Here is a 22,290-nt window from a genome sequence, read left to right on the forward strand (position 1 = left end):
TCCGGCATGCCGGAAGGCTTTTTGCGTAGTTATCCGCTTGAGGAGCGAATGCTACCTCACCATTTTCTCATAAATATTAAACCCGCTCTCATGCTGGCCCTTCAGCGTAAAGCCGGCCCCGCCGTACAACCGGTTCAAGCCGGGGTTGTCGGCGATGCAGTCGAGACGGATTCGGTCTTTGCCCTGGAACCTTATTCCGGTCAAGGCCCAGTGCAGAATGGCGCTGCCAAGACCCGTCCCCCCGAATTCGCGTTCAATGGCAAGCCGGTGCAGATAGACAGAGGTATCGTGCCCCTCCTCGCCCCACAGGTTGCGGTCCCATTCGCTTGCATGCTGCTGGAGGATGACGATGGCGGCAAGGCGCTCCTCCTTTTTAAACAGGAAGACGTCCCCTCGCAGGACCGCCTCGTCGATATGATGCCTGTCCTCGCCGGTCAGCAGCTGATTCCACTGCTTGGAGCCTATGCTCTGAAGCCATTGCGCCGTTCGAAACAGCAGTCCCTGCGCGGCCGCGACATCTTCCGGACCGGCCTGAACGGCACGGATTTCCGAGGTAACCCACTTCTGATTGATGATAAAATGATCTGCTTTTGCCTGCTTCATACATCCACCCTCCAAGCGTTACATATGTTCTTATTGTAAGAAGCCGTGAAGAATTAGGCAAATGCTTCATACCGGAGCGGTCCGGAGACTTTTATGTGACTCAGGTGCTCTGAAGACGTGGGGCGGCAGCCGCGTCCAGGCCGTTAGCAAGCGGTCAGCATTGTATGTACCAGAGGGTTGGGAGGGAGGATTATGAAGAAACAAAACTTTATCGCCATCATGGCACCGTTGGCTGAATTCGATCAGCTGCAGTCAGGTGTGCCGGCATCGCTCACGATCGCCCAGGCGGCCCTCGAATCCGCCTGGGGTACGAGCGAGCTGGCGGTGAAGGCCAACAATCTGTTCGGCATCAAGGGACAGGGCACCGCAGGAAGCATGCGCCTGCAGACCACCGAGTACGTTCGCGGCGTGGCCGGCCGGGTGATAGCCGACTTCCGCGCGTACAACAGCTGGGCCGAATCGGTGGCCGATCACTCAAGCCTGCTGGTGAACGGCGTGTCCTGGGACCGTGACAAGTATGCCGGCGCGCTCCGCACAGACGGGCGATCGGCCGCCGCCGCGATCGGCGCCGCCGGTTATGCCACGGACCCGGAGTATGCAGATAAGCTAATCCGGATTATTGTACAGTATAACCTGGACCAATACGATGCCTGGAAGGAGGGGGCGCATATGACCCCTGAGGAAAAGGCGGCATTTAGCGAGCTGCAGAACACGGTTGCGAAGCAGGCGGAATGGATCAAGCAGCAGCAGGCGCTGTTAAGCATGCCCTGCCCGGACTGGGCAAAGGAGGCTTACCGCTATTACAAGCCTTATATTGCTGATGAAACGGGAAGTTATGATTTCTGGCGGCAGCTGGTGATCCAGTACCGCAAAGAGAAGGGAATCAAGGTCGTTTCGGATCAAGGCTGATGGGACTTACGGCCGGATGGTCACCCTTGTATTCACAGGAACGTAGGAAGACAAATCCAGCACATCCTCATTGTGCATCCGGATGCAGCCGTGGGAGACTTCCCGTCCGATGGAGGCGGGATCATTGGTTCCATGAATGCCGTAATGGGGCTTGGAGAGGCCCATCCACAGCACCCCGAACGGTCCGCCGGGATTTTCCTGTTTATTGACAATCTTGAACTCTCCGGCCGGGGTTTTCGTCACCATTTTTCCGATGCCAACGGGATAAGATTTGACGGTCTGGTCGCCGTCCAGCAAATATAACATGCGGTCCGACAGGTCGACGATGATCCGGTATTTTGGCATTTGCATCACTCCTTGTTTCCAGAGTATGTTTATAGGGCGGGGAATGCATCCCTCTGCAAGTGAATTTATGGAACGAAGGGGATTGGAACGTGATGCTGAGAAAAAAAATTATCCTCTATTGCACCTTTTCCGTGCTTGTGCTGTTCGCGGCGTTTTTCGTCTGGAGGCAGGGCCCTTATGTGTATCATCTGGTTCGTTATCCCGGAAGGCCTCACATCAAAAAGGAAGAGGGCGGTGTTCCGGCTTACAGCTTTATTTCCACCAGACCGACGCCAGATGCGGTGTATTATAAAAACAAAGTCATCACGCTGATGTACCATGATGTCTCTCCGCGTCCGATCAATGACAAGAGTCTGGATACCGCTGTATTCGAGGAGCAGCTCCAGGCCATGAAGGCGAACGGATTTCATTGGATTACGATGGAGCAGTACGCCGACTTCGTCACCCGGCATCAGCCGGTGCCGGACAACGCCGTGCTGATGACGTTTGACGACGGCTATGAGACGTTCTATACCAATGTGTTCCCGATCCTGAAGAAGTACCACGTGCCGGCAACGAATTTTCTGATCGTGTCGACGGTGGGGAATCCGAAGCATCCCGGACTGCCGAAGCTGACCTGGGCCCAGGTCAAGCTCATGCACCGGAGCGGTATCGATTTTTACAGCCATACGTTTGATTCGCACGCTTACGCTTATGTTCGCCCCGAAGGGAAAACCCATGACAGGCTGGAGCCGATGCTGATGGGACCGGAGCATAACAAAACCACAGGGCATGTGGAGACAGAGCAGGAGTATATCCGGCGGGTGAAAGGTGATTTAACCCGGGCGGATCAAATCCTCCGGAATGAAATCGGCAACCGCCGCGATATTCTCGCTTTTCCCTACGGCGGCTATACGCAGCGGGTGCTGGGTCTCTGCCGCAATCTCGGCATTCAGGTAGTCTTTACCGTCAAACCGGGAATCGACGGCCCCGGGCAGTACATGGGATACCGGGTCAACGCGGGCGGCATGGACAATAACCCGATCGCGCTCGTTGAATCGATGAAGCATGCGGAGTCGCTCCGCGGATACAGCAAAGCCGGCTAAGCCTCCTGACGAGAGAAGGAAGTGGCAGTGGGCCGTAAATACATTGAAAAATATGGATAACCCCCCGGACATTTCTCCGGGGGGTTTGGCTTTGGCGGCGCTGCGGCCGCCTCATATATTTAACCCCTGACAGCCGTTCAAGGCTGCAGTCTGGTTCTTTGTTCTAGTTCGTTAACAGAATAATGACTTCCAAAACAACAAAAGCCCTGCCTCTCTTTTGTCCTTGCGGCTCCGATGACCGCGCCAGCGTGAATCAGAAATAGCATCCTTAAATCTCATACTTCGCATTGGGTTATTTCAAAATAGGAAATTAAGTCTTCGAGGTTGAAGATTTATTCTTTCTTGCGGGGAACGAAAAGGGTTAAATGAAGTTATATTAATATAATATATCACATATTATTTATAAATGCAATAGGAAATTATATCGCCCACCAGACTTGTATAAATGTGCAAAAGCACCATTTCATACGGAGGGATTTTATGATAAAAGTTGGTTTTTGTCGCAGATTCATGTCACATTTTGGGATGAAATAACCGATATTCTTAATAGTGCTGCGCCGAACGGCCTATATTGATGAAAAAGGAAGGCTGGCTTATGGATACCGATTCTACCCGTTTGCAGGGGGTTGCCCTGTATTATGCTTTTCGGAACAAATTGGTACGGAATTATATTTTCGGATCGCTATTCGCGGTATGGATCGTGGGCAGCGCTCTCGTTCTGACCACGATCAGCATTTCTCCGCAGGAGATCAAACGGCTGGCGATCATCTTTGCTTGCTCCATGGCGGTCATGGTCGCGGTGGAATCCTGGGTATTCACGCGGCACGTTCGGCCGATCCGGCAGGGTTTGTTCTGCCGGACCTGTACGGTTCAGACCATTGAAACAGCCTACCGGCAGGCACATAAGCTGCCGCAGCTAGCGGTGTTCCGGATTCTGGTCCCGCATTTCCTCGGGCTTGCCATACCTGCGGCCGGCTTGACGCTGTGGCAGATGAGCCGTGGCCTTCTTCATTTCCCGCCGATCTATGTTGCGGCTGCGGTAGCCGGCGCCTTCCTCGTAGCCAGCATGCATGCGATGATCGAGTTTTTCCTGACGACGGCGACGGTCCGGCCGCTGATGGAGGAATTTCACCGGCTCGCCCAGGAAACGCACCGCATTGAGCTGAATCCGGAGGGGCATGTCGTCTTGTCTATCCGTCCGAAGTTTCTGCTCAGTGCCATGCTGATCGGTACCTCGCCGCTCCTGCTGTTCACCCTGGCTGCCCAGATTCGGCTGGGCAATTTAAACGAGGAAATGATGACCGGGTACTGGGGCTGGGCGGGGCTGATCCTGCTGGTCGACATCATTTTTACGTATACGGGTGCCAGGCTGTTGACCCATGAGGTGGAGCGGCCGATCTCCCATCTGTACGACGCCATGAATCATGTCAAGGACGGCCGGCTGAAGACGGTCCAAAACGTGTATTCGGACGAGTTTTCCCGGCTGGCCACTGGCTTCAACATGATGGTCCGGGCGCTTCAGTCGCGTGAAGCCCAGACCAGGGCGATGCTGGACAGCTACTTTGTGACCCTCGCCGTGGCGCTCGATGCCAGAGACGCCTACACGGCAGGGCATTCCTTGCGAGTGGCTGAATATTCGGAGCTGATCGGGCGGCTCAGCCGGATGACGGAGGAGGATATCAACGTGATCCGCCAGTCGGCGCTGCTGCATGACATCGGGAAAATCGGCATCCGGGACACCGTCCTGTTGAAGGAAGGGCGTCTGACGGAAGAGGAGTTCGACCAAATCAAGGCCCATCCGGTGCTTGGTGAGACGATTCTGAAGCAGATCGAGCCGAAGGATGCCCTGGCGCCGCTCCTTCCCGGCGTAAGGTCCCATCATGAGCGATATGACGGGAAAGGGTATCCGGACGGACTGGCCGGGGACGATATCCCGCTGCTCGGGAGAATTATCGCCGTAGCCGACGCCTTTGATGCGATGACTTCGGATCGGCCATACCGTAAAGGCATGGATGTCGCCAAGGCGCTGTCCATTCTCGAAGAGGGCGGAGGGACGCAGTGGGATCCGGAATACGCCCGCATTTTTGTCGACTATATGAGAAATCAAAGGTTGGAAAAAGCGGCAGGCAACGATACATAAGCGATGACCAAGGTTCGGAGAGCAAGAAAACCTCCCGGCCGTGAAGGATGACTTCCGGACGGGAGGTTTTTTCGTCGCTTTGAACGTGGATAAGGAATCAGTTTGCAGCCGAGCGCAGGAACCCTGGCAGACGGAAGAATGCAACCAGGAGGCCGGCGGCCCCGAACGTCAGGAGAATGAGGGCAGGTCCCGCAACGTCGCCGAGATGGGCGCCATGGGCGATAATGTTCTGCAGCGAGTGCAGCGCCCAGTACTGCGGCAGAAAGTGCCCGACGGTCTGTACGGATTGCGGAAGCAGGTAGGACGGTACCCACAGGCCGCCCAGCATGGCACCGCCCATGGCAATGACCTGGGTGATGACCATGGCGGCTCCCTCGCCGGGCACCAGGAAGGATAAGCCGAGCCCGATACCGGTTCCGCAGATGCTGAGGCTGAGCACAATTAAGGTAAGGGCGGCGACGTCGCCAAGCTTCACATCATAGACGAAGTGGCCGAAGGCGAACAGGACGACACACTGGGCGATAACCGTCAGGATGAAGGGTACCCACATCCCGACCAGATACTGCAGCGGCTTTACGCGCGTGCTGCGAATGCGGGACAGAAGGCCGGTCTTCTTTTCGTCAAAGAAGCGGCGGGCCATCGTGATCATGATGTAGAAGACGAACATAACGGTCATGCTGGGGACCATGGAGTCCATATAGCTGACATGGTCGGACGTCGTCGCCACATCTTTAATCTGGATCGGGGAGGCCAGCGCCTGCTCTGCCTGCTCCTTGGAATCTCCCTTGGCCAGCAGGACGTCCGTCAGCTTCTGCTCGCGGTATTGGCTGGAAATGCTGCTGAGGATCGCCTGAATCGGCGCAAGCTCGGTCTGTGCGGTGGGATCCTGGTACAGCTGGATATCCGCGGGATTGCCTTCCTTCATTGCTTTTTCAAATCCGGCGGGAATGACGAGCATGGCCGAGAACTGGCCTTGCTTCATTCTGTCGACCTGGTCGTCCAGGCTGGATGCCGATTCCAGCTTCACGTCCATAATCCCCTGCATTTGCTTCACAAAGGCTTGTGACGCAGCGGATTGATCCTGGTCGATCGTGCGGATGGATACGGAGGAACTGTCGCCACCGCCGCTATTGAAAATCGTACCGAACATGGCGATGAACAGGATTGGCATCAGCAGCAGGAAGAAGAAGCTTTTGCGGTCTTTGCGGATCAGCCGCAATTCTTTGATAATCATGGCTCTCATGGGTTTTGCTCCTTTGCGTGTTAATTTCTTTGTCTATTTTATACGATGAACGATTTATCACCTTAATGAGTGAGAGGAACGCTTGTGAAAGAATTAATCCCGGAGAGCGGTACCTGTTACCCGTAGGAATACGTTCTCCAGCGAGGGACGGACGATTTCCAATTGTTTCACGTCCCAGCTGTGCTGGGATGCGAGGCGAAGCAGGCGCTGCATCACGCCGTGCAGATTTTCCGTTTCCAGCACGTAACCGGAGCCCTCCTTGCGGACCGCGGTTACATCCGGGTCTTCCGGCAGGTGATGGGCTCCTGCAATTTCCACGTAAATGGCCTTCTGTCCGTAATTCTCCAGCAGCTCCCCGAGCGGGCCCATCGCCTTGATCGTGCCCTGATCCATAATGGCCACTTCATCGCACAGCGCTTCGACTTCCTCCATGTAGTGGGTGGAGTAGATGATCGTCACGCCTTCGCGGTTCAGGTCGCGGATCATTTCGAAGATGTGGTTCCGCGACTGCGGATCGATCCCAACCGTCGGCTCGTCGAGAATCAGCAGCTTGGGACGGTGGAGGAGCGCGGCGGCGATGTTAATCCGGCGCTTCATGCCTCCCGAGAACGTGCCGACTTCCTCTTTGGCCCGGTCCAGCAGACCGGTCTGGCTCAGCACCTCGTGGATGCGCTGCTTCAGCATTTTGCCCCGGACGCCGTAAGCCTCTCCGAAAAACTCCAGATTGTCGTAAGCGGACAGCTTATCATACAGCGTAATTTCCTGTGGGACGTAGCCGATATATTTCGATACGGCGTCCGGATTTTTGGTCGCTTCCTTGCCGAGCAGCCGGACGGAGCCGCTGTCGGCCTGGACAATGCCGGTCAAAATTTTCATCGTGGTGGACTTTCCCGCGCCGTTCGGTCCGAGGAAGCCAAACGAAGTGCCGGCTTTCAGAGAGAAGCTCACGTCCTGGAGCGCCTGTTTCTTCGGATAGGATTTGCGGAGTTGGGAAACCTCTAGCATATAATCGTTGTTATAAGAAGTCTGATTAGATTCGGTGTTGTTGCGAGTCGTCGTTTGGATCATAGGGACAACCTCCTAAAAGTTTTGTGAAGCATAACCTCAAAGTAAAATCGTCGCAGCAAAACTGGCACCGGAAGCATAAGCTTAAGTTTTGTGAAGCATAACCTCAAAGTAAAATCGTCGCAGCAAAACTAGCATCGGAAGCATAAGCTTAAGTTTTGTGAAGCATAACCTCAAAGTAAAACCGTCGCAGCAAAACTAGCATCGGAAGCATAAGCTTTTACTTTTGTGAAGCAGCATGTTTGCAAAATGACGGGCCGCCGGCAGTACCGGCTCGCGCGGATGAACGAAAGGCTTCCGGCGGCCACGTTGAATATCCCGTTAAGTTTATAGAAGAAAAGCGTTTTGAACTTGCTACAGGTCCAGCTTTTTATCCATGACGTATGTCACCGCCCGGATCAGGCCATAGGCTACCGCCCAACTGCCAATGATGATTGCCGGAAGCTCCCATGGAAAGGGGAAGAACGTCGCCGGTCCTGCGGTTTCCAGCCGGCCTTCAGGCAGCAAATACTCGTTCAAATTGGAGTATACGATGCTGAAGCCCCCCATAAATAGAATCCAGAGCAGCGGCGTCAGCGGCTTGGCGGTGCTGTACATGACGCTAATGGTCAGCATGCCTGCGGCTATGATGAATGGGGTCAGGCCGGCGACGACGGTCAGCCAGTTAATGCCCGTGATCACGAAGGAGATAGCCATATCATAGGTGTAATGATCGATGGTCGAGGTCAGAATAAGTACGTACGCCGAGAAGGCGATATAGATAGCAATCATAGCGATCCATACCTTCAGGCAGTTACCCAGCCATTTGGCGGCGATGAGGCGAAACCTCGGGATTGGGAGCGTCAGCCACCAGCCGTACGTATCGTTGGACCACTCTCTTTTAATGGAGCCGTATCCCAGGAAGAAAATCCAATAAGGGAACGCCAGCGTCATATACCAGAAGCTGCTCAGTTCTAGGTCATTGCGCGCCGCCAGATAGGTGGTGACGATGACCACAGCTGCGGCAACAATCAGGATATAAGCGGCGCACCATCTTCTGGATAATCGGACGCGGTTCAGTTTTCTCCAGCTGCCCCGCACCATAAACTCATGCTGGACAAGGTCCATAAACGTGCCTGATGACATCAACGCTGCCACTCCTTTGCGTACATTTTACGGAATACATCGCGCAGTGAACCGTATTCCGCCCTCAAGCTTTCGGTGTCGCCGGACCAGATCGCCTGACCCTGCTTCATCATGACCGTGTAATCGAACAACCCTTCAACCTCCTGAATATCATGGGTGCTGATCAGGACGGACTGCCCACTGTCCTCGAGGTAGTCGATGATACCGGCCACAATCGCCTCCCGTGACATGACGTCGATGCCGGTAAAAGGCTCGTCGAGAATAATAAGGGACACTTCCCGGGCAAGGCACAGAATCAGCATAACCCTGGCTTCCTGACCCTTGCTCATTCCGCCGATTCTCGCATCCAATTCAACATCCATATAATCCGCCAGGCGGATGGCCTGTTCCATCGAGAAGCCGGACAGGAAGGACTGCCCCCATTCGAACGCCTGCCGCACCGTATGGTTCGGATACCAGCGGGCCCGGTCGGGGAGGTAGGCAATGTGGCGGTTGGTTTCCCAGCCGGGCTTCGAGCCGAGCACTTCCACGGTGCCCTGGTCTGGCCGGACGAGGCCGGTAAGCATCCGGAATAACGTGGATTTGCCGCAGCCATTCGGGCCCAGAATGCCGGTGATCCGCCCTTCGGGAACGGTGATGTTCAGCCCGTTGAGCGCCTGCTTCTTCCCATAGACCTTGCTCACTTGTTCGCATCGCAGTATCGGTGCCGTCATCGTATGGATCCTCCTTCCTCCGCGTCGTATTTTTGTTCAATATAGGACTGGATATCGTTCCAGGTTAGTCCGAGGCGTTCCATTTGATCCATAAAGCTGTCGATATATTTGGCTGCGAGCGCCGTTCGGAACGACCGGACATGCTCCGGGGAAGAGGTGACGAAGGTTCCTTGACCCCGTCGTTTCTCGGTAAGTCCGTCCCGTTCAAGCTCCTGATAAGCCCGCATGACGGTGTTCGGGTTCACCCGAAGCTCTTGAGCCAGCTCGCGCACAGAAGGCATCTTGTCTCCCAATCCAATCTCTCCTTTGGCAATGGCGCTGCGCACCTGATCCAGAATTTGTTCATATAAAGGTTGGCTGAAGTCGATGTGGAACCGCAGCGGGCCAACCTGTTGGTCTTCCATGGCCTTCCCTCCTAAAAAGCTCTGCTGGTCTGGAAGCACAGCTTTCCTTCTCGGCATAAGCGCAAACGTTCAGGTCACTTATGTGATTTAAGTGTATTATATCACTTAATACACCTAATGCAATAGGCGATCAATATTTTGGTTAAAATCTTTTTCACACCGGTTTATGGCTATGAAGACTGGGGCAGCATTGCTGGTGCTCGTTGGATTCAGCCCGCGTTCCTGCGGGTAATAAAGAACTACAGGCGGAGCGGATAGGTTCCGCCGACCAACAACTTATACCGAGAGGAGCTGATCCTCATGGATCATAACGTATTCAAGGGAAAATGGAATCAACTGAAAGGCGAAGCCAAAAAGCAGTGGGGCGAGCTGACGGATGACGATTTGGATAAAATCGACGGCGAAAAGGACAAGCTGATCGGCAAGCTTCAGGAGCGCTATGGCCATACTAAGGACGCCGCGGAAAAAGAGTACCATGACTGGACGCGTTCGCGTCAGTTGTAGGCCTCTTCGTCCTGCGGTCGGCATGTGGAAACAGCAAAAGGCGCAGCGAATCTCCGGCAACCGGGGAGCGCTGCGCTTCTTTCGGGTGTTCACCTACCTAACCCAAGTAAGCCCTGCCCTCACCTGGATGACTTCAAGCACGCCATCCGCCATAGGCTTACCTCAAAGGTCTGACCGGTTTACCCACAAGAAGGTTCCCCATTTACCCGGTATGGGTCGCAAAATCAGCGAGAATCCCCCAGCTTCGGCGGGCTGCCGCGGTAATCACGGCTTAGCCCGGCATCGTTTTATATATAAATTCTGGATATATGGATCTGCCGTGATATGATATGAGAGCACGGCTAATATCCATCTTCAGGAGTGAGTACATGGATTTTTGCGAAATATTTCTTGGTAACACAGCCCTGCTCATAGCGGCTGCCTACATGGCCAACCTGTTCTACAAATATGGACTTGCCCGTGCCCCTAAACATGTGAAATACACCTGCTCGGTGCTGCTGATCATCTTTTGCGGATGGCTGAGCATGGTTTTCGGATACAAGCTTAGCGAAAATGTGATTTTCGATCTCCGGATCATACCCCTCATCATTGCGACGGTTGCTTATGCTGAGCCGGTGACGCTGGTCATTATCGGCATCGGCATCGGATTCGCGCGCCTTACGTTCGGCGTGAACGAGGCCTCGGTCGCCGGTTTGTTCAATCTGTGCATTTTGGGCGCTGCGGCGGCACTGCTCAATATTTGGATGAGACGCAAGGGGCTCAGTCTTGTGACCCGCGGCTTCTTGGCCATTCTGGTCTTGAACGTACTGAATTGTATCGATATTGCATTATTAGGGGTTATTCCTGCCGCTCATTATTTTGAAACGATCATGCCGGCCACGCTTCCGCTCACCCTCTTGCTGAGTTTGATCTTTTCTTTGATCCTCCGCGATTTTCAGCTTGAAGCAGCCCGCACCATCCAGCTCAAACAAAGCAACGTGCTGCTGTCGGCCCAGGCCGAAGAGCTGCATCAGGCCAAGCGCGTGCTGGAGGAGCGGGCCAAAGAGCTGGCGAGGTCCTCGCGCTACAAAACTGAGTTTCTGGTGAACATGTCCCATGAGCTGCGCACTCCCTTGAACAGCATCATCAATTTTGCCGAGCTGATCAGCGACAACGACGACAGCCGCACCAAGGAGGAAATGGCCGAGTACGGTGAAATTATCCACCAGTCGGGCCATGAGCTGCTGCGCATCATCAACGACATTCTGGACTTGTCGAAGGTGGAGGCCGGACGGCTGGAAATCATGCATGAAGAGATGAATATCAGCGAAATTCCGCAGCTGCTGCAAATGCATTTTGAACTGGTCGCTCAAAAAGAAAACGTCGGCTTCTCCATCAAGCTGGACCCCTCGCTTCCGGAAACGTTCCGGACCGATCCGAGCCGGGTGCAGCAGATTTTAAAAAATTTGCTGTCTAATGCGTTCAAGTTTACCCATCAGGGAAAGGTGAGCCTCGTCATTCGTGCGGAGCATAACCCGGAGGGAAAGCTTGCGGGCTCATGGATCGTGTTCGACGTTCAAGATACCGGTATCGGCATTTCGCCGCCGCAGCAGCGGCGGATCTTTGAAGCGTTCGCCCAGGCGGACGGCTCCATCAGCCGGAAATACGGCGGGACGGGCCTCGGGCTCTCGATCAGCCGGGACCTGGCACATCTGCTGGGTGGGTTTATCCGGCTGGAGAGCAAAGTGGGGAGGGGCAGCTGTTTCTCGCTCTATTTGCCGCTGGCCAATGAAGCGGAGGAATGTGCCACCCTGGAAATCACCCCATCCGTCGGCGGAGTGGGGCAGAAGGCGCTGCTTCCGGGACGCACCGGAACGGTTCCGAGCCTGGAATAACCGTCCTTCCGCTGCTCATATATGCTGAGCGGTCCTTGGAGCCAGAGCTGGAGAAGGTGGGTGAAGGGCAGCTTGCAATTGAGGCAGCCGCACGCCTGGAGCAGCGCGGTGCCGTATTGCAACTTGGCCAACCTCTGTTTACAATGAGAAGGATAGTACGAAGACGAAAGGGTGACTTCCATGAGTAAAAAGGTGATTTCGACCGAGTCCGCGCCAGGAGCGATCGGACCTTACAGCCAGGCCGTTCAGGTCGGCGACTTTATTTTCACATCGGGACAATTGGGGCTCGACCCGGCGACCGGTGAGTTCGGCAGCGGCGTTCAGGAGCAGGCCCGCCTGGCTCTGAACAACGTGAAGGCGATTCTTGAAGCAGCAGGGAGCAGCCTGGATCAAGTGGTCAAGACGACCGTGTTCCTGAAAGACATGAACGATTTTGCCGTGGTCAACGAGATTTACAGCTCCTTCTTCACCGAGCCTTACCCTGCGCGCAGCGCTGTTGAGGTCGCACGCTTGCCGAAAGACGGCTTGGTGGAAATCGAGACGATTGCTGCCGTTAAATAGATCGGAAGCTACATATCCTATAGGAAGCCGGACTTTGCCCGGGGCGCCGCCCCGTTCGCAAAGCCCGGCTTTTTTGTGTTGTTTATATCTCGGGTCTCCCCGCATAATACCGGATATACGCCGGAGCTGAGGCCGCGCTTTGCGGGGTTACATTCAGTCCCGATCCCGGCTTCGGGCGAAGAATAGATAGATGGCATAGACGAACAGAATGATCGCCAGGATGAGGGCGGCTATAAACGCCCGCTCCACCTGATCCTGCTGCTCCAGGGCAATGGCGACATAGCCCCATACGAAGACCAGCGGATAGATGCTGTCCCGGTAAGGGTAGCTGACCAGAATGGCGATCAGTGTACCGGCGAGCAGGAAAACCACGGCCCACACCAGCTCGCTCAATCCGAAGCCGTTCCAACCATTCTTTTTCAACACGATCGCGATATTAAGAATGACGGCTACGCTAAGCCAGCCGAAATACAGGCTGAAGGGAAGCTTGATCAGCCACATCTCTCCGGATGTCGGATAATAGATGCTGCGCGTCCGCCGATAGATGACAAACAGCGAGAGCAGCAGCAGGACCATGGCGACGAGCGACAGCTCGATATATTCATACTGCCACAAGAGCAGCCACGCGATGTTCAGCACGCAGGAGATGATAAACCACGGACCGATGGACCGGACCGAATCCCGGGTTTCGGTGACCCGTCCGCTTTGATAGAGAAGAAAGCCAAGCAGCAGTACATAAATTAAGGACCAAATGGTAAAAGCATACCCTTCGGGCGTGATCATGGTTGGGTATTGGTCCGATATTTCCCCTGTCGTTTTTCCCCCGAGCACAGCAGTATTGGCCAGCGCGTTGACCACCATCGCGGCGACGAACGCGAGCCAGTTCCACCATTTATACGGATTGCTTCTAAGCATCGTACCAGCCTCCTGAAGTGATGTCTACGGCTTGCCGCAAAGCGGCCTTTTCCCTACAAATATACCCGAATTTGTCCCAAAAAGAACAAAATGATGCAGATTCAATCCTTGTCGATATAGGTAATTAAATGAAAAACCATGAAAGTGTAAGGAGTGAGGGCATGAACTCGAAAAAATCGTCTCAGCTGCTGCAGCAGCTCATTTTTGTCGGACCGTCGGCCCTGTGCTTCCTCGTCATTGTTGTCGTTCCCTTTCTTTTAGGACTGTATTATTCGTTTACCGACTGGAACGGGGTGTCGAGGCATGCGGGCTGGGTCGGCTTCCGCAATTATATCCATATTTTCACGGAAGACCCGGCGTTTCTGAATTCGTTCTGGTTTACCGTCAAATTTACCGTACTTGGAGTCATCCTAACCAATGTGCTCGGTTTTATTCTCGCCTATGTGCTGACGCGGTCGCTGCTGACGCGAAATGCGCTGCGGACCGTATTTTTTGTGCCTCATGTTATCGGGGGTCTGCTGCTCGGATTTATCTGGCAGTTCATCTTCGTGAAAGGGTTTTCTTCTGTCGGTGCGGCCACCGGGCTCTCCTTCTTCAAGCTGCCCTGGCTCGGCACCGAGGCGACGGCCTTCTGGGCGGTCGTCATCGTCTTTGTCTGGCAGAACGCCGGCTATTTGATGGTCATCTACATTTCCTCGCTGAACAATGTGCCGAAAAGCCTCATTGAGGCCGCTCAAATCGACGGTGCATCCAGGGGACAGGTTCTCCGGAAGATCACCGTTCCGCTGGTCATGCCGGCCGTGACGGTCTGTCTGTTCCTCGCCATTTCCTGGTCGTTCAAGCTCTTTGACCTGAATCTGTCGCTCACCAAGGGCGGTCCGTTCAAGTCAACCGAATCCGTCGCGCTGAACATTTACAATGAGGCGTTTAACATCAGCCGCTTCGGCATGGGTTCAGCGAAGGCGATCATCTTCTTTATCGTCGTGGCCCTGATTTCGATCCTTCAAGTGCGCGCCACAAAGCGCAAGGAGGTGGAAGTATGATGCACACAAGCACCAACCCAGGAACAAACCCAGGCACCAAACGAGGTCCAAGCCCAAGAGCCAGCGCCAGCACAAGCCGCGGGTATCGCGCCAAACGGCTGATTCTTGAACTGCTGATGATTCTGCTGGCCCTGGTGTTCCTGGTGCCGTTCTACTTTCTGCTCGTCAACTCGGTCAAGTCCTTCGGCGATATTCTGACCAACTCCGCGGGCTGGCCGCATGCCTTTCTATGGAACAACTATGCACAGGCGTGGAAAATTACCGCCTTCCCGAAAGTGTTCGGCAACTCCCTGCTGATCGCGGTTATCAGCAACGTGCTGCTGGCCTTGATCAGTTCGATGGCGGCGTACCGGATGGTGCGCAGGGACACGGTGTTCAACCGGCTGCTGTTCGCTGCGTTTGTCGCCGCGATGGTCATTCCGTTCCAATCGATCATGATCCCGCTCGTTAAGGTCGTCAGCACGCTCGGCCTCATGGACACGAGAACCGGGCTGACCATCTGCTACCTCGGATTTGGCGCGCCGCTGTCCGTATTTCTGTTCCACGGCTTCGTCAAATCGGTGCCGCGGGAGATCGAGGAGGCAGGCCGGGTGGACGGCTGCTCCACGTACGGCATTTTTTTCCGCATCGTCCTGCCCTTGATGCAGCCGATCATCGTCACCGTCATCATCCTGAACGCGCTGTGGATCTGGAACGATTATCTGATGCCGTCGCTCATTTTGCAGAGCCCGGGACGGCAGACGATCCCGATTGCGACCTATGCGTTCTTCGGCCAGTTTACGAAGCAGTGGGATCTGGCCCTGCCCGCGCTGGTGCTCGGCATTACGCCGATCGTCATCTTCTTCCTGGCCATGCAGAAGTACATTATCGAAGGCATCGCTCAGGGATCGGTGAAGGGCTGAACCCAGCCTCAGTCCGTCCCGGCAGCTCAAGTATATTCCATAAAGGAGGTTATGCGGCATGAAGAAAAAGGCCTATGCCGTTGGAGCCCGCCTTGGTGTGCTGCTGGCCTCGTTCGCCCTGCTGGTCGGATGCGGCAGCGGAAGTGGCAGTGGCAGTGGCGGGGTCAAGACCATTCATATTTTTCAGTTCAAGGTGGAAATTGCGGATGCATTAAATAAACTAAAAGCGGAGTATGAGCAGTCCCACCCGGGGATCAAGCTGGATATACAGACCGTCGGCGGGGGCAGTGATTACGGCGCCTCGCTCCGGGCCAAATTCGCAGCCTCGAAAGAGCCGGACATCTTCAACATCGGCGGGTATGCCGAAATGGACATGTGGCAGGAATATTTGGAGGACTTGTCCGATCAGCCTTGGGTCAAGGACGTGAAGGACATCGCCAAAGAGCCGATGACCAAGGACGGCAAGCTGTACGGGCAGCCGATGAACCTGGAAGGGTACGGCTTTATCTACAACAAGGATTTGTTCGAAAAAGCGGGCATCACGAAGCGGCCCACCACGCTCAGCGAGCTTGAAGAGGCATGCAAGAAGCTGAAGGCGGCCGGCATTACCCCGTTTGCCAACGGGTATCAGGAAAACTTCGTGCTCGGCAACCATAACATCAACGTGGCTTTTGCCGACCAGAAGGACCCTGGCGCCTTTATCCAGCATCTGAACGACAAGACGGAAACGTTCGCGGACAACGAAGTCGTGAAGCAGTGGTCGAACCTGCTCGACCTGACGCTGAAATATGGCAATCCAGGCCCGCTTACAACGGACTACAACACCCAGGTTACGATGTTCGCCAGCGGGGAAGCCGCCATGATGCAGCAGGGGAACTGGACCCAGGTGCAGATTGACGGCATTAATCCGAAGCTGAACCTGGGCATCCTGCCGATGCCGATCAATGACGATCCGCAGCTCGGGGACAAGCTGTACGTCGGCGTGCCGAACAACTGGGTTATCTATAAGGATTCACCGGTCAAGGAGGAGGCCAAGGAGTTTCTGAACTGGCTGGTGACCTCCGATACCGGGAAGAAGTACATTACGAAGGAGTTCAAATTCATTCCGGCCTTCAAGTCCATTAAAGGTACGGACGAAGACCTGGGACAGCTGGGCATGGAAGTGCAGAAGTACACCGACGAAGGCAAGACGCTGACCTGGAACTGGTTCCGGTTCCCGTTCGGCATGCAGCCCGAATTTGCCGCGGCCATGCAGGGGTACATCGGCGGCAAAATCACGAAGCTGGAGATGTTTGAGCAGTTCCAGCAGAACTGGGACAACCTGAGCGTCCGCTGATGACCGCCGAGCTCAGTGCGTCTGAGCCGGGAGGTCCTTCCGGAACTCGTTGGGCGTGCGGCCTTCCTGCTTCTTGAACACCTTGCTGAAATATTTCTCGTCCTGATAACCGACCATTTCGGCAATCTGGGAGATGCGCAGCTGCGGATTGTGCAGCAGCAGCTTGGCCTTCTCAATCCGGATCCGGGCGAGAAAGTCGGAGAGGTTCACCTGGAATTCCTGCTTGAAGCGTCTGGAGATGTATTCCCGGCTAAGAAAAAAGCGCACAGCCATTTCCTGTAGGGAAATATCCTCGGCATAATGGCTTTCCAGGTATGCGGCAATGTCGTGGATGATATGGTTCTCCCGCGAGTGCTTCTGTGTCAAAATGCGGCTGGCTGCGGTCAGCCGCCCTTCGTATTGGGAAGTCCACAGGTCATAGGACAACCGCCCATGCTTGTCGAGCGGAAGGGAGCGGGGCAGCTCCAGCAGGGCGTCCTTGTCGGGACTTGGCGCCGCTGCCTCGGCGCCCTGATCCATCCACTGCTTCAGCATCCAGTCCCACTCCGCGTTCCACTGCACCAGCTGCTCGGGCGTCACCCGATCGAGCTGCCGTACGGCCTGCATCCAGCCGTCCACGGCGGCGCTGATCTGCTCGGGGCTGCCGCTGAGCGCTGCCAGGCGGAACTGCTCCTCATGCGCGCTCAGGCGCAGGGGCCGCGGAGCAGCCCGGCCGGCGGCGCTCAGCGTATGCAGCCAGGCGGCGGGGTCCTGCAGGCTGCGCTGCCAGAGCGCCCGGTGCGCCTCCTGATAGGAGCGGGCGAGGCCCTCCGGGAACGGCTGGAAGGACCCGGCGCCGATATGCACGCTGCGGTGAAGGGTGGCGTCGATGCCGCGGTGGATGTCCACCAGCAGGGAGGACATCGGCATGGAGTCATCCCATAGGAGCAGCACGATTTCTTCGGGGTTCGCCAGATGATGGAAGGCGAACCCTTTTCGTTTGGCCGACAGCAGCTCGTTGCCGATGTTCGTCAGCGTAAAATAGAGCAGCTGCTTCATACGGGCAAACTTCTCCAGCAGCTCGTCGTCCAGCTGTGCCGTGCTGATGACCGCCGCAGCGCAGCGGTCGATTTGCTCCGGCAGGCCGTATTCCTCCCGCAGCTGCTGAAGGATCTCCTCCCGGCGCCCGTGCCCGCCGATCAGGTCGGACAGCAGCTTGTCGGCATAATGCGGCCGCATCCGGTTCATCTCGATGCTCTGGCGGCTGCTCTGCCGCCGCTTCAGCTCCTCTTCCCGGCAGGCGGCCGCGGCTTTGGCAAGTGCCTCGTTCAAGGCGGCGGGGTCCACCGGCTTCAGGATGTAGTCCATCCCGCCGTAGCGGATGGCATGGCGGACCAGATCGAAATCGTCATAACCGCTGATGACGATCGTCTTTATCCCGGAATGGCTTCCGCTCAGCCATTCCATCAGCTGCGTGCCGTCCATGCGCGGCATGCGCATATCCGTCATCACGATCTGGGGAGCGTGCTCCTCGATCATCTCCGTCGCTGACTTCCCGTCGGCCGCTTCCAGAATGTCCGTAATGCCATGGCGCTCCCATTCCCCGAGCAGCTTGATGGCTTCCCGGACATGCTTCTCATCGTCTACAATTAACACTTTCATGGCTGTCAATTCTCCTCTGTATGAACTTCCCTCGGCCCAGCCCCTGTGCGGGCTTCAGCCGTTTTATTTTCTCCGGTGTGCATATCTTGCATATCTTCTGTATCGATTTCCAAGGAAATACGGACTCCATACGGCTCGAGGTTTTCGATCCGCATGCCGACGTCATGCGGCGTATACAGCTGCAGACGAAGCAGGACGTTACGCACGCCGATTTCTCCGTTGTCGCCTGCCCATTCGTCCTCCAGTTCGCCGTTTCCCCGGCCAGCCAGCTGTTCCTGCAGCGTGGTAAGCTTCTCCGGCTCGATCCGGCTGCCGTTATTTTCAATGACGATCTGCAGCACGCCGTCTTCCCGCATATGGCTTTCAATGCGAACCATGCCCTGACGGCCTTCGTGATCCATACCGTGCTTGAAGTAATTTTCGATCAGCGGCTGAAGAATCATTTTCGGCATGGGCTTATCCAGCGTATCCGGGGCCAGGTCCAGCGTGTAGACGAGCTGGTCCCCGAAGCGTTCCTTCTGCAGTTCCAGATAGAGCCGGACGTGATCGGCCTCGTCCCTCAGCGTCACCAGCACATCGTTGTTGCGCATGCTGTAGCGCATAATTTTGGCCAGGGAAGAGAGCAGGGCATAGATCCGCGGAACGTTATTTTGCAGCGCCAGCGTTCCGATCGACTGCAGGGTGTTGTACAGAAAATGGGGATTGATCTGGGCCTGCAGCGCTTTGAGCTGATTGGTCTTGTTCGCCAGCTCCAGCCGGTATTCCCGCAGGATCAGGTTGTTGATCGTATCCATCATCTGCCTGAAGCGGGTGAACATGATACCCGTCTCGTCCTGCCGATTCCAGGATATGTCGACGTCGAGCTGGCCGGATTGAATCCGGTTCATGTAGCTGGTCAGCCTCTTGATCGGCTCGGTGATCCGGATCGAGATGAACAGCGTGCCGAAGATGATGATTCCCAGGGCGATGACCGCAATGGCGGCGTTGATCTGGGTCAGCTGTCGCGCGCGCTCATACAGCGTGCTGTTCGGAATTCTTTTAATAATCGTCCATTCGGTATATGGCGTCTGCATCTTCTCGAATACGTTCATGGCTCCGCCGCTTTCGAAAAAGCCCTCGGTCTGTGTTCCCTTGATCCGCGTCAGCAGCTCCTTGTCCGTGATCTGGGTGCCGAGTTGGCTGTCCCGCCCGGAATAGACGACGGTGCCGCCCTGGTCAACGACCAGCAGCTGCTCCTTGTCCTTGTTGAACAGCTGCTCGGTAATATCCGCCACCGAATCCAGGCTGACGTCGATCGCCAGCAGGGCCAGCACCTTCTCCGACGGCACATTGGTGATGGACCGGTGGAAGGTGAAGACCATTTTGTCCGAGTAGGAGGTCGGCGACGGGGGAAAACCATAGTCATGGCTTTTATGGGTCGGCTCGATCGCCGTCGTATATTTTTCATACCCTTGGGTCGAAATGTAGGGCTCGGTCCGGTACTCCCGCTTCGGGTAGATCGCAGGCGTAACCAAGGTGGATTGGCCGGACTGGGTAGCGTGCAGGTAAATCCGCTCGATGCCGTGCACCGTATTCAAAATATTTTGCAAGGACGTGTACACCTCGGCCACCGCCCGGTAATCGTCCGGGATTTTCCGCAGATTGCGCAGGAAGTTGGCGTCCGTGTACAGGGTGAGCGAAGCCTGGTTGATGCTGTTCAGATAATTGGTCAAATTGACCTTGCCCTGGTAGATCAGGTTCCGGTTCTCTTCGAGCGCCTGCTCTTTGATCGTCTCCTTGGTATGGATGTATGTGATCGTGATGGAGAGCAGCAGCGGGACGGTTGTCGCCAGCAGCATAAACAGAATCAGCCGGGAACGGATGCTGCGGAATTTCATGGAAACACCACTCTTTCGGGGTGCGTGAGGTATGTCATATCAATATTTTCCCCCTAACGGTTCACGATCCTCCGTGTTATTGAAGAACCGCTTCCCTCATACTGAAATAGTCATATACGAATCGTAAAGGGGAGATCAGGATGAATCGCCAAAAGTCATCCGGGCTGCTCCAGCAGCTGATATTCGTGGGGCCATCCACGATTTTTTTTCTCATCATCATTGTCGTTCCGTTCCTGCTGGGCTTATATTATTCCTTTACCGACTGGAACGGGGTATCCGGCGACGTCACTTGGGTCGGATTCGACAATTTCAAACAAATCATAACCAATGATCCCGATTTTGGGAAGGCTTTCTGGTTTACGGTAAGGTTCACGGTCATCGGCATTATTTTAACCAATGTCCTCGGATTTTTCCTTGCCTATTTCCTGACCAAGCCATTGAAGTCGCGCAATGTGCTGCGGACGATTTTCTTTATGCCGAACGTCATCGGCGGGCTGCTGCTTGGATTTATTTGGCAGTTTATCTTTGTAAAGGGTTTCTCGGCGCTCGGCAGCGCTACCGGCTGGCACTTCTTCAACCTGCCTTGGCTGGGGGACGAAACGACCGCCTTCTGGGGCATCGTTATCGTGTTCGTCTGGCAAACTGCGGGCTACCTGATGGTCATTTACATTTCTTCGATCAATAATATCCCTAAAGATATTCTGGAAGCGGCCGAAATCGACGGGGCCAGCAAGCTGCAAATTCTGAAATCGGTCATCGTGCCGCTGGTGATGCCTGCCGTTACGGTCTGTCTGTTCCTTGCCATTTCCTGGTCGTTCAAGATGTTTGACCTGAACTTGTCGCTGACGAAGGGCGGACCGTTCCGCTCGACGGAATCGGTGGCGCTCAACATTTATAATGAAGCATTCCAGAACAACCGTTACGGGCTTGGAACCGCCAAAGCGATCATCTTCTTCGTCGTGGTTGCCATCATTACCAGCCTTCAGGTTAAAATCACGAAAAGCAAGGAGGTCGAATCGTAATGGAAGCATCCAAACAATACCGCTGGGGGACGCTCGCCACCGAAATCATTATGGTGCTGGTTGCGCTGCTCTTCCTGGTTCCGTTCTACTTTCTGTTCGTTAACTCGGTGAAAACGTTTGGCGACCTGCTGACGAACTCCGCCAGCTGGCCGAAAACCTTTGAGTGGCACAATTACAGCCGGGCCTGGGACATTACCAACTTCCCGTCGGCGCTGTGGAACTCGCTGGTCATTACCGTGGTCAGCAACGTGCTGCTGGCGCTGTTCAGCGCCATGGCCTCGTACCGGATGGTGCGTCACAATACGCGGTTCAACCGCTTTCTGTTTATGATTTTCGTGGCTGCAATGGTCATCCCGTTCCAATCCATCATGATTCCGCTTGTCAAAGTCACCAGTACGCTGGGCCTGATGAACAGCATTCCGGGACTGATCGCCTGTTACCTCGGCTTCGGGGTGCCGATGACGGTATTCCTGTTCCACGGTTTCGTCAAATCGATTCCGCTGGAAATCGAGGAGGCCGCCACGGTGGACGGAACGAATATTTACGGCACGTTCTTCCGAATCGTCGTTCCGCTGATGAAGCCGATGTTCGTTACCGTCATCATTCTGAACACGCTCTGGATCTGGAACGATTACCTGCTGCCGTCGCTGGTGCTGCAAAGCCCGGACCTGCGGACGATTCCGATCGCGACCTTCGCCTTCTTCGGACAGTTCACAAAGCAGTGGGATCTGGCCCTGCCGGCGCTCGTCTTGGGCATTCTGCCGGTCATCGTCTTTTTCCTGGCTATGCAAAAATATATCGTCGAAGGCATTACGCAGGGAGCGGTCAAAGGCTGAATCCTTCAGTTGCGAACAACAGGTCAATCCCGTCCCCCTGTTTGATCAATATCGTAAGTGCCGGGGGGACAGGCTGTTCCCTATAATGAGGGAGTAAGCGATTTCAACGAGAGAACTTTTTTAATGAAGCATTCCGCTTGATATGCA

21 protein-coding genes are annotated in these 22,290 nt (G+C 55.2%); 11 read left to right on the top strand and 10 right to left on the bottom strand.

The genetic code is table 11. The features are described from left to right. Positions 1 to 51 precede the first annotated feature (51 nt). Positions 52 to 603, bottom strand: coding sequence for a GNAT family N-acetyltransferase (locus IAE55_RS15145; RefSeq protein ID WP_200633152.1), 552 nt, complete (start codon positions 601 to 603; stop codon positions 52 to 54). Between the two features lie 192 nt (positions 604 to 795). Here IAE55_RS15145 and IAE55_RS15150 point away from each other — a divergent pair, with 192 nt between their 5' ends. Beyond that, entirely contained in the window at positions 796 to 1,512 is a 717-nt protein-coding gene (locus IAE55_RS15150) for a glycoside hydrolase family 73 protein (RefSeq protein WP_200633153.1), read from the top strand. A 6-nt stretch (positions 1,513 to 1,518) separates the two neighbouring features. Here the strand turns inward: IAE55_RS15150 and IAE55_RS15155 are convergent, their stop codons facing one another. Then, the gene (locus IAE55_RS15155) at positions 1,519 to 1,857 is read right to left on the bottom strand and encodes a L,D-transpeptidase (RefSeq protein ID WP_145161318.1); all 339 of its coding nucleotides are present in this window, start codon (positions 1,855 to 1,857) and stop codon (positions 1,519 to 1,521) included. 92 nt (positions 1,858 to 1,949) lie between these two features. Here IAE55_RS15155 and IAE55_RS15160 point away from each other — a divergent pair, with 92 nt between their 5' ends. Then, complete coding sequence (locus IAE55_RS15160) at positions 1,950 to 2,942, top strand: polysaccharide deacetylase family protein (protein WP_200633154.1); 993 nt, start codon at positions 1,950 to 1,952, stop codon at positions 2,940 to 2,942. A 595-nt stretch (positions 2,943 to 3,537) separates the two neighbouring features. Further along, the gene (locus tag IAE55_RS15165; protein ID WP_200633155.1) at positions 3,538 to 5,082 is read left to right on the top strand and encodes an HD-GYP domain-containing protein; all 1,545 of its coding nucleotides are present in this window, start codon (positions 3,538 to 3,540) and stop codon (positions 5,080 to 5,082) included. Between the two features lie 97 nt (positions 5,083 to 5,179). Here the strand turns inward: IAE55_RS15165 and IAE55_RS15170 are convergent, their stop codons facing one another. From IAE55_RS15170 to IAE55_RS15190, 5 genes are all read right to left on the bottom strand, one after another. Then, positions 5,180 to 6,325 (bottom strand): ABC transporter permease, encoded by a 1,146-nt coding sequence (locus tag IAE55_RS15170; RefSeq protein ID WP_145161311.1) that lies wholly within the window; start codon positions 6,323 to 6,325, stop codon positions 5,180 to 5,182. A 93-nt stretch (positions 6,326 to 6,418) separates the two neighbouring features. Then, positions 6,419 to 7,393 (bottom strand): ABC transporter ATP-binding protein, encoded by a 975-nt coding sequence (locus IAE55_RS15175; protein WP_234489564.1) that lies wholly within the window; start codon positions 7,391 to 7,393, stop codon positions 6,419 to 6,421. A gap of 351 nt (positions 7,394 to 7,744) precedes the next feature. Beyond that, on the bottom strand, positions 7,745 to 8,515 hold the full coding sequence (locus IAE55_RS15180) for an ABC transporter permease subunit (RefSeq protein ID WP_200633156.1): 771 nt from the start codon (positions 8,513 to 8,515) through the stop codon (positions 7,745 to 7,747). Next, entirely contained in the window at positions 8,515 to 9,228 is a 714-nt protein-coding gene (locus IAE55_RS15185) for an ABC transporter ATP-binding protein (RefSeq protein ID WP_105445666.1), read from the bottom strand. The genes IAE55_RS15180 and IAE55_RS15185 overlap by 1 nt, the downstream gene beginning before the upstream one ends. After that, positions 9,225 to 9,632, bottom strand: a complete 408-nt coding sequence (locus tag IAE55_RS15190) for a GntR family transcriptional regulator (protein WP_145161306.1) — start codon at positions 9,630 to 9,632, stop codon at positions 9,225 to 9,227. Before IAE55_RS15190 ends, IAE55_RS15185 begins: the two co-directional genes overlap by 4 nt. Positions 9,633 to 9,932: 300 nt before the next feature. On the opposite strand from IAE55_RS15190, the gene IAE55_RS15195 reads away from it, so the two are divergent. From IAE55_RS15195 to IAE55_RS15205, 3 genes are all read left to right on the top strand, one after another. Further along, the gene (locus tag IAE55_RS15195; RefSeq protein WP_105445664.1) at positions 9,933 to 10,136 is read left to right on the top strand and encodes a CsbD family protein; all 204 of its coding nucleotides are present in this window, start codon (positions 9,933 to 9,935) and stop codon (positions 10,134 to 10,136) included. A 368-nt stretch (positions 10,137 to 10,504) separates the two neighbouring features. Next, positions 10,505 to 12,010: a sensor histidine kinase gene (locus tag IAE55_RS15200; RefSeq protein WP_200633157.1), complete on the top strand. Its 1,506-nt coding sequence runs from the start codon at positions 10,505 to 10,507 to the stop codon at positions 12,008 to 12,010. Positions 12,011 to 12,190: 180 nt separating this feature from the next. Beyond that, the gene (locus IAE55_RS15205) at positions 12,191 to 12,571 is read left to right on the top strand and encodes a RidA family protein (RefSeq protein ID WP_200633158.1); all 381 of its coding nucleotides are present in this window, start codon (positions 12,191 to 12,193) and stop codon (positions 12,569 to 12,571) included. A 153-nt stretch (positions 12,572 to 12,724) separates the two neighbouring features. Here the strand turns inward: IAE55_RS15205 and IAE55_RS15210 are convergent, their stop codons facing one another. Then, positions 12,725 to 13,486, bottom strand: a complete 762-nt coding sequence (locus tag IAE55_RS15210; RefSeq protein ID WP_200633159.1) for a tryptophan-rich sensory protein — start codon at positions 13,484 to 13,486, stop codon at positions 12,725 to 12,727. Positions 13,487 to 13,647: 161 nt separating this feature from the next. Between IAE55_RS15210 and IAE55_RS15215 the strand changes: the two genes are divergently transcribed. The 3 genes from IAE55_RS15215 to IAE55_RS15225 all read left to right on the top strand — a co-directional run bounded on the left by IAE55_RS15215 (position 13,648) and on the right by IAE55_RS15225 (position 16,767). Next, positions 13,648 to 14,529: a carbohydrate ABC transporter permease gene (locus IAE55_RS15215; RefSeq protein WP_116232741.1), complete on the top strand. Its 882-nt coding sequence runs from the start codon at positions 13,648 to 13,650 to the stop codon at positions 14,527 to 14,529. 116 nt (positions 14,530 to 14,645) lie between these two features. Continuing rightward, positions 14,646 to 15,431 (top strand): carbohydrate ABC transporter permease, encoded by a 786-nt coding sequence (locus tag IAE55_RS15220; RefSeq protein WP_234489594.1) that lies wholly within the window; start codon positions 14,646 to 14,648, stop codon positions 15,429 to 15,431. 58 nt (positions 15,432 to 15,489) lie between these two features. Then, on the top strand, positions 15,490 to 16,767 hold the full coding sequence (locus tag IAE55_RS15225; RefSeq protein ID WP_200633160.1) for an ABC transporter substrate-binding protein: 1,278 nt from the start codon (positions 15,490 to 15,492) through the stop codon (positions 16,765 to 16,767). A gap of 12 nt (positions 16,768 to 16,779) precedes the next feature. Here the strand turns inward: IAE55_RS15225 and IAE55_RS15230 are convergent, their stop codons facing one another. Together IAE55_RS15230 and IAE55_RS15235 are read right to left on the bottom strand one after the other, a co-directional pair. Further along, positions 16,780 to 18,408 carry a response regulator gene (locus IAE55_RS15230; protein ID WP_200633161.1) on the bottom strand — a complete coding sequence of 543 codons (1,629 nt, stop codon included), beginning with the start codon at positions 18,406 to 18,408 and terminating at the stop codon, positions 16,780 to 16,782. 5 nt (positions 18,409 to 18,413) lie between these two features. Next, a complete protein-coding gene (locus IAE55_RS15235; protein ID WP_200633162.1) occupies positions 18,414 to 20,285 on the bottom strand; it encodes a cache domain-containing sensor histidine kinase in 1,872 nt (623 codons plus the stop codon). 140 nt (positions 20,286 to 20,425) lie between these two features. On the opposite strand from IAE55_RS15235, the gene IAE55_RS15240 reads away from it, so the two are divergent. Next, a complete protein-coding gene (locus IAE55_RS15240; protein ID WP_200633163.1) occupies positions 20,426 to 21,307 on the top strand; it encodes a carbohydrate ABC transporter permease in 882 nt (293 codons plus the stop codon). Continuing rightward, a complete protein-coding gene (locus tag IAE55_RS15245; protein WP_200633164.1) occupies positions 21,307 to 22,143 on the top strand; it encodes a carbohydrate ABC transporter permease in 837 nt (278 codons plus the stop codon). The genes IAE55_RS15240 and IAE55_RS15245 overlap by 1 nt, the downstream gene beginning before the upstream one ends. Positions 22,144 to 22,290 lie beyond the last annotated feature (147 nt).

Source organism: Paenibacillus sp. S28, assembly GCF_016624415.1.
In the GTDB taxonomy this organism is placed as follows: Bacteria; Bacillota; Bacilli; order Paenibacillales; family Paenibacillaceae; genus Paenibacillus_AQ; species Paenibacillus_AQ favisporus.